Here is a 5,789-nt window from a genome sequence, read left to right as displayed (position 1 = left end):
AGCGAATCAAGAAGTGTCATGCACCCACACTCACCGCCCCACCCCAAAACGGCAACAACCCCCGGCAGACAACATGTTGCCCACACGTCCCGTATGACAACCTCTTGCTACCCCCCGCCCGGCGTCGTGTCGCAGGTCTTGACAGCGTGGGCCGAAGAATCTACAGCTACAATGGCGCCGCTGAGATTTGGGCTTGACGGCCCCGTATTCCCGGCGCCCACGGATGACCGCTTCCTCCGCTGCGCCGCCGGACGCCTCGCCTTCAGCGACGTCGTTCGCCCTTGAGGTCAATTCGTTCTCCTGAGCCGCCGCGACGGCCAGTCCCCCGCGCCATGGCCGGCCTCGCCCCCTCTTCTGCTCTTCTCCCCGGCATGCCGAGCCGGGTTCGGCACCGCCCCACTCCAGGAGGAAATGTTGGCTGAGAAAACCGACGTCGAAAAAGTGTATGCGTCGCTGGAGGAAGCGGCCGGGCTCGCGGGCGCGTCCTGCGCACGCGACAAGGTGTGGCCGGTTCTGCGGGAGTTCGGCGCCGTGCTGGGAGAGGACCTGGTCGTCCTCGGGGTGCAGAGCGGCAGGCGCAACGAGGGCGAGCTGGACTTCAGCTTCCGCGTACCCGCCGCAATCGGCAACCCGTACCCGTACGCGCTGGCGAAGGGCTTCGTCACCGGGACCGACCACCCTGTCGGCGCCCTGCTCTCCGACGTTGCCGCCCGTGTTCCGGTCGGCGAATACTTCGTCGACGGCGGAGTCGCCGGCGGCTTCAAGAAGCTCTACGCGCACTTCCCGCAAGAGCTGCAGCCGCTCACCGCTCTCGCCGGTCTCCCGTCCATGCCGGACGCGGTCGGCGAGAACGCGGACCTCTTCGCCCGCTTCGGCCTCGACACGGTGGCGATGGTCGGCGTCAACTACCGCGAGACCAAGATGAACCTGTACTTCCAGTTCACCCCGGAAAGCCGCCCGGAGCCGAAGGCCGTCGGAGCGATGCTGCGCGAGATGGGGATGCCGGAGCCCGCCGAGCCGGTCCTCCGGTACGTCCGCGGGGCGATGCGGGCGAACATCACGCTCACCTGGGACTCCGCCCGCATCTCCCGGGTCGCGCTCGCCCCTCCGCCGAGCAGCGGACTGGAGCCGTCGGACGTCCCGGTGCCCCTGGAACCCCGCATGGAACGGTTCCTGCGCCACGCGCCGTACGCCTACGAAGGCGAGCGCGTCAGGCTGATCGCCTTCAAGTGGGTGCCGGGAGAGGAGTTCATCGAGGCGAACTCCTACTACCAGCTCTCGCCCCTGCTCAAACAGCTCACCAGGCCCGCGGACATGAGTCCTGAGGGCAGACGGGAGAACCATGCCCAGTAGCTCCGCAGACAGCCTGTACGCCGCGATCCGGAAGACCGCCGGGCTGGTGGACGTGCCCTGCGAGCACGCGAAGGTCCGGCCCCTCGTGGACGCGTTCGCGGACCTGCTCCCGCAGGCCGCGATCCTCTTCCGGGTGGCGACCGACGCGCGCCACGCCGGCGAGATGAACTGCCACATGATGATGCTGCCGAGCAGCGTCGACCCCCATGCGCGGGCGCAGTCCGCAGGTCTCCTACCGAGGACGGACCATCCCGTCGGCACCCTCCTCAGCGACATCGAGGAGCGCTTCCCCGTCGGCAGCTACGGCCTCGACTTCGGTCTCGTCGGCGGCTTCCAGAAGGCGTGGTCCTGCTTCCCGGGGGACGAGATGCAGAGCCTGCCGGAGCTGGCCCGCCTGCCCTCCATGCCGCCCAGCGTAGCCGGGAACATGGGCTTCTTCCGCCGCTACGGGCTGGCGGAGAAGATCACCCTGATCGGCATGGACTACGCGCGCCGGACGATGAACGTGTACTTCGGCGAGGTGGACGACTGCCTCACGCCGGAGGCCGTCCGGTCGATGCTGCACGACCTCGACATGCCGGAGCCGAGCGAGCAGATGCTGGCGTTCACCCGGCAGGCGTTCGGCTTCTACGCCACCCTCAGCTGGGACTCCCCGAAGATCGAGCGCTTCTGCTACTCGGCGATCACCCCGGACCCGCTGGCGCTCCTGGAGCGGGTGGACCCGAAGATCGAGCACTTCCTGCGGGAGATCCCGTACGGCGCCGACGACCCCAAGGCCGTGTACGTCGCCACCTCGCCCGGCGAGGGCGAGTACTACAAGGTCCAGGCGTACTACCAGTGGCGGCCCCGGCTGGTGAACCACATGCACACGGAGACACCCCCCACCACCGGACGGCCCGACTGACGACCGCCTGGCTAAGGTGCACTGCCATGCGGATCATCTCTCTCAATGCCTGGGGCGGCGCGATGTTCGACGAACTCGCCGACTGGCTCGACACCTGCGGCGCCGACCTCCTCTGCCTCCAGGAGGTCACCCGCACACCGGGCGCCGAGGGCTGGACTCAGTTCGAGGACGCCGAGCGGTCGCTGCCGCAGCGCGCGGACCTCCTGTCCGACGTCCGCGCGCTGCTCCCCGGCCACCCGGGGATATTCACCGCCAGCGACACCGGCCCCGTCCACGACCGCCGGGGCCGGCCGCACCGGCAGGACTTCGGCCTCGCGACCTTCGTCGCCGAAGCCCTCCCCGTCGTCGGCATCCGGTCGGCGTTCGTGCACGGCGGGTACGCCGAGCACCGCGACGGATGGCCGGCCGGCGACCGGCCCCGCGTCGCCCAGGCGGTACGGGTCTTCGACCCCCGGGCACAGCGGTTCGTCACCCTGGCGCACCTGCACGGCCTGCGGGACCCCGCGGGGAAGTCCGACACCCCGGCCCGCCGGGCACAGGCCGAACGGCTCGCGGAACTGGTCACCGGGGTCCGCGAGGACGGTGACCTGACCGTGGTGTGCGGCGACTTCAACCTGCTGCCCGGCAGCGAGACGTTCGAGATCCTCGCCGGCATCGGCCTCGTCGACCTGGTCCGGGAGGCGGACACCCGCACGTCCCGCTACGGCAAGCCGCTGCGGCACGCGAGCTACCTCCTGGTGTCCGACACGGCCGCCGTCAAGCATTTCGAGGTGGTCGCCGAGCCCGAGGTCTCCGACCACCGCGCCCTCCTGCTTGAGGTGTGAAGCAGCGTCCTGTACACACGCTCGCCGGTGAATTGACGGTCAGCACACTGATCCCCCCGCTGCCCGGTTTCCCGCCAGGAGACTGACCACGATGGTGTCCCACCACACCACGATCACGTCCAAGAGGACCGTGGAAGGCAAGGTCAAGTACCGGGCCGGTTTCATCCTCACCAGCATGAACGGGGAGTTCAAGGGGAAGGTCGCCGAGGCCGGGAAGAAGACCAGGCGGGGCAGGGTCGAGCTGACGCTCAACTTCGACACGCCCGGCACCTACGCCGTCAAGTGCAACCAGAAGACCAAGAAGGGGTCGGCCATGCGCGCCGCGAAGAAGAAGTTCTGCTGAGAACCGGTACTGCTGACCGGCCGTGACGCGCCGCCACCCCGCGCGGTGACCAGGCCTGCCGCCCCCGCCCCCTCGTCGGCGGGCGGCAGGCCCTCCGTGGATTCGGCTCCGTATCCTGCTGGTTGCGCTCGGAGGAGGCCCGGGCGGGGGAGACGAAACGGGGAGCGGGGATGTTCGAGACGGTCTTCCGCAGCGAGGACGTGCCGGCGGCCGAGCGCCCGGAGCGCTGGCGTGAGCACATCCGCCGGCTGCATCCGGCCGCGGAGGTGGCCGGCAAGGACACGGGCGGCTTCCGTGCCTATCACCGGGTACGGGACCTGGGCACGGTCCGCGTGTGGCAGGAGGAGGTCCAGTCGATCCACCTGCGCCGCGCGGGCCGGCGGGCCCAGCAGGCCGGCGGCGACCTGTACGTGCTGGGCATGTCGCTGAGCGGTACCGTGGAGATCACCCAGGGAGACCGGCGGGTCCTTGTCCGCCCGTACGAGCTGTGCCTGAGCGACGCCACCCTGCCGGGCGGCATCCGCAGCATCAACCACCACGAAGCGTTCCGGGGCATCGGGCTCCTGGTGCCCAAGAGGCAACTGGCGCTGCCCGAGGAGCACATAGCGCCCCTGCTCGCCCGGCCGCTGCCCGCGCGGCAGGGCGTCGGCGGCCTCCTGGCCGGGCTGTTCACCCAGCTCGCCACCGACGCCACGGGCTACCGGGCGGCGGACGGGCCCCGGCTGGGGGCAGCCCTGGTGGAACTGCTGTCCGCGCTCCTCGGTCACGAACTCCACGCCCGCTCCACCGAGCCGGCCCCTGGCCGCAGACGGGCGCTGACGACGCGTATCCAGGGCTTCATCCAGCGCCATCTGCACGACACCGAACTCAACCCGGCGAAGATCGCCGCCGCCCACCACATCTCCACCAGCTACCTCCACCGCCTGTTCCAGGCCGAAGGCATCACCGTCACCGGCTGGATCCGCCACGAGCGCCTGGAGCACGCCCGTCGCGACCTGGCCGACCCCGCCCTGCGCGAGGTCGCCGTCCACCACATCGCCGCCCGCCGGGGTTTCGCCCACCCGGCCGCCTTCAGCCGGGCCTTCCGCGCCGCCTACGGCCTGCCCCCCAGCGACTACCGCCGCCGGGTCCTGCATCAGGCGGTGTAGTCCCTCCGTCAAGCACGTGTGCACCAGGTGCTAACGACAGGCGCGCACCCGCACCGGCATCGTGGCCCTCGACCGGCACCGCGGTGCGGTTCCACGGGTGGCCCTGCCCGTGCGTCGGAACGGAGAGAAGATGATCCTGGTGACCACGCTCCCCCCGGTGGAGCACCTCTGCGCCACCGCTGTGCCGGTACGCGCCTCCACCCTCGCGGCCGACGTCGCCTCCGTCGCCGCCGCCGCGCTCGGTCCAGATCGGCGATGAGGTCACGGTCACGGTCGTCGTCACCGGGACCGGCCGAGAGCTACGCGGGCCGGCCCTCTCCCGGCACCGCCCGGAAGGGCGGAGTCACCGTCCCGGCACCGCTGCCCGCACGGCCCGCCGACCCCGCGATGCCCTACGCCGCGCAGGCGAGCGCCAACTACCGCGCCCGCACCGCCCGGCTCTACGCGAACAACCGCGGCACCCCCTGGGCCCCGCACCTGCTCAGCTCCCGCCTCACCCGCCTGGTGCCGTCGCTCTCCCGGGCCGGAATTGCGGGCGTCGCGCTCGGTGCCGGGCTGCTGGCCTGCACGTTGGCCGCGGTGACCGCGTTCCTGCCGGTGCGCCTCGGGGACGTCACCGTCTGGCCGCTCGTCGCCCTGACGGCCGCGTTTCTGCTTGCGCTGCTCATGGAGCTGGTCCAGTACGGCACGCGCGTCGGCTACCTCCTGGTCTACGCCTTCGCCGCGCTCGCGCTGGGTGGCGCCTCCTGGTACGGCCACCACACGTCGGTGCTGCTGGACCGCGGCGAGTGGATCACCGCCGAGGTGACTCACGTCGGCTCGCTGCCCCGGGGCGGCAGCCGGTGCACGCTGCAGCCGGAGGGAGCGACGGCCGAGCTGTCGGAGAAGCTGAGCAGTTGCCGGGATCTCAGGCCCGGCGACCGGGTACGGGTCTTCGCCGACCCCGCGGACCGTGTCCGTCCGAGCCGGTCCGCGCCCGCCGGCCACGGCGTCGTGTACGTGGTCGGCGGCGCCGCGGGCACGCTCGTCACCGCGTCCGCGCTGGCGTCGGTGCTCTCCGGCCACCGCCGCAGACGCGAACTCGGGCTGATCGGCCCACCCCCGGACGGCACGGCCTGAACCACCCGGGCCGGGTACGCCGACGTGCGCATGCCCGCAGCCGAAGGGCCGGTGCTTCCTTGTGGGGAGGCACCGGCCCTGGGCTGTCCGTGGTGGTT

General features: G+C 71.2%; 7 protein-coding genes. All 7 read left to right on the top strand.

Translation table 11 applies throughout. The annotated features are described in order from the left end of the window. Positions 1-411 precede the first annotated feature (411 nt). A complete protein-coding gene (locus ABD317_RS32865) occupies positions 412-1,353 on the top strand; it encodes an aromatic prenyltransferase (protein WP_344294854.1) in 942 nt (313 codons plus the stop codon). After that, a complete protein-coding gene (locus ABD317_RS32860) occupies positions 1,343-2,257 on the top strand; it encodes an aromatic prenyltransferase (protein WP_344294852.1) in 915 nt (304 codons plus the stop codon). The genes ABD317_RS32865 and ABD317_RS32860 overlap by 11 nt, the downstream gene beginning before the upstream one ends. A gap of 26 nt (positions 2,258-2,283) precedes the next feature. Then, positions 2,284-3,081: an endonuclease/exonuclease/phosphatase family protein gene (locus ABD317_RS32855; RefSeq protein WP_344294850.1), complete on the top strand. Its 798-nt coding sequence runs from the start codon at positions 2,284-2,286 to the stop codon at positions 3,079-3,081. Positions 3,082-3,172: 91 nt separating this feature from the next. After that, the gene (locus tag ABD317_RS32850; protein WP_344294848.1) at positions 3,173-3,424 is read left to right on the top strand and encodes a hypothetical protein; all 252 of its coding nucleotides are present in this window, start codon (positions 3,173-3,175) and stop codon (positions 3,422-3,424) included. A gap of 170 nt (positions 3,425-3,594) precedes the next feature. After that, complete coding sequence (locus ABD317_RS32845; protein WP_344294846.1) at positions 3,595-4,572, top strand: helix-turn-helix domain-containing protein; 978 nt, start codon at positions 3,595-3,597, stop codon at positions 4,570-4,572. A gap of 130 nt (positions 4,573-4,702) precedes the next feature. After that, positions 4,703-4,831, top strand: a complete 129-nt coding sequence (locus ABD317_RS32840; RefSeq protein ID WP_344294844.1) for a hypothetical protein — start codon at positions 4,703-4,705, stop codon at positions 4,829-4,831. A gap of 128 nt (positions 4,832-4,959) precedes the next feature. Beyond that, the gene (locus tag ABD317_RS32835) at positions 4,960-5,691 is read left to right on the top strand and encodes a hypothetical protein (RefSeq protein ID WP_344294842.1); all 732 of its coding nucleotides are present in this window, start codon (positions 4,960-4,962) and stop codon (positions 5,689-5,691) included. Positions 5,692-5,789 lie beyond the last annotated feature (98 nt).

Source organism: Streptomyces synnematoformans, assembly GCF_039531005.1.
Taxonomy (GTDB): domain Bacteria; phylum Actinomycetota; class Actinomycetes; order Streptomycetales; family Streptomycetaceae; genus Streptomyces; species Streptomyces synnematoformans.
This window is presented reverse-complemented; position numbering and strand designations above follow the sequence as displayed.

What these genes read in the sequence shown, in the direction of transcription:
- ABD317_RS32865 (WP_344294854.1), top strand. Translation starts at nt 412, where the DNA reads ATGTTGGCTGAGAAAACCGACGTCGAAAAAGTGTATGCGTCGCTGGAG.
- ABD317_RS32860 (WP_344294852.1), top strand. Translation starts at nt 1,343, where the DNA reads ATGCCCAGTAGCTCCGCAGACAGCCTGTACGCCGCGATCCGGAAGACC.
- ABD317_RS32855 (WP_344294850.1), top strand. Translation starts at nt 2,284, where the DNA reads ATGCGGATCATCTCTCTCAATGCCTGGGGCGGCGCGATGTTCGACGAA.
- ABD317_RS32850 (WP_344294848.1), top strand. Translation starts at nt 3,173, where the DNA reads ATGGTGTCCCACCACACCACGATCACGTCCAAGAGGACCGTGGAAGGC.
- ABD317_RS32845 (WP_344294846.1), top strand. Translation starts at nt 3,595, where the DNA reads ATGTTCGAGACGGTCTTCCGCAGCGAGGACGTGCCGGCGGCCGAGCGC.
- ABD317_RS32840 (WP_344294844.1), top strand. Translation starts at nt 4,703, where the DNA reads ATGATCCTGGTGACCACGCTCCCCCCGGTGGAGCACCTCTGCGCCACC.
- ABD317_RS32835 (WP_344294842.1), top strand. Translation starts at nt 4,960, where the DNA reads ATGCCCTACGCCGCGCAGGCGAGCGCCAACTACCGCGCCCGCACCGCC.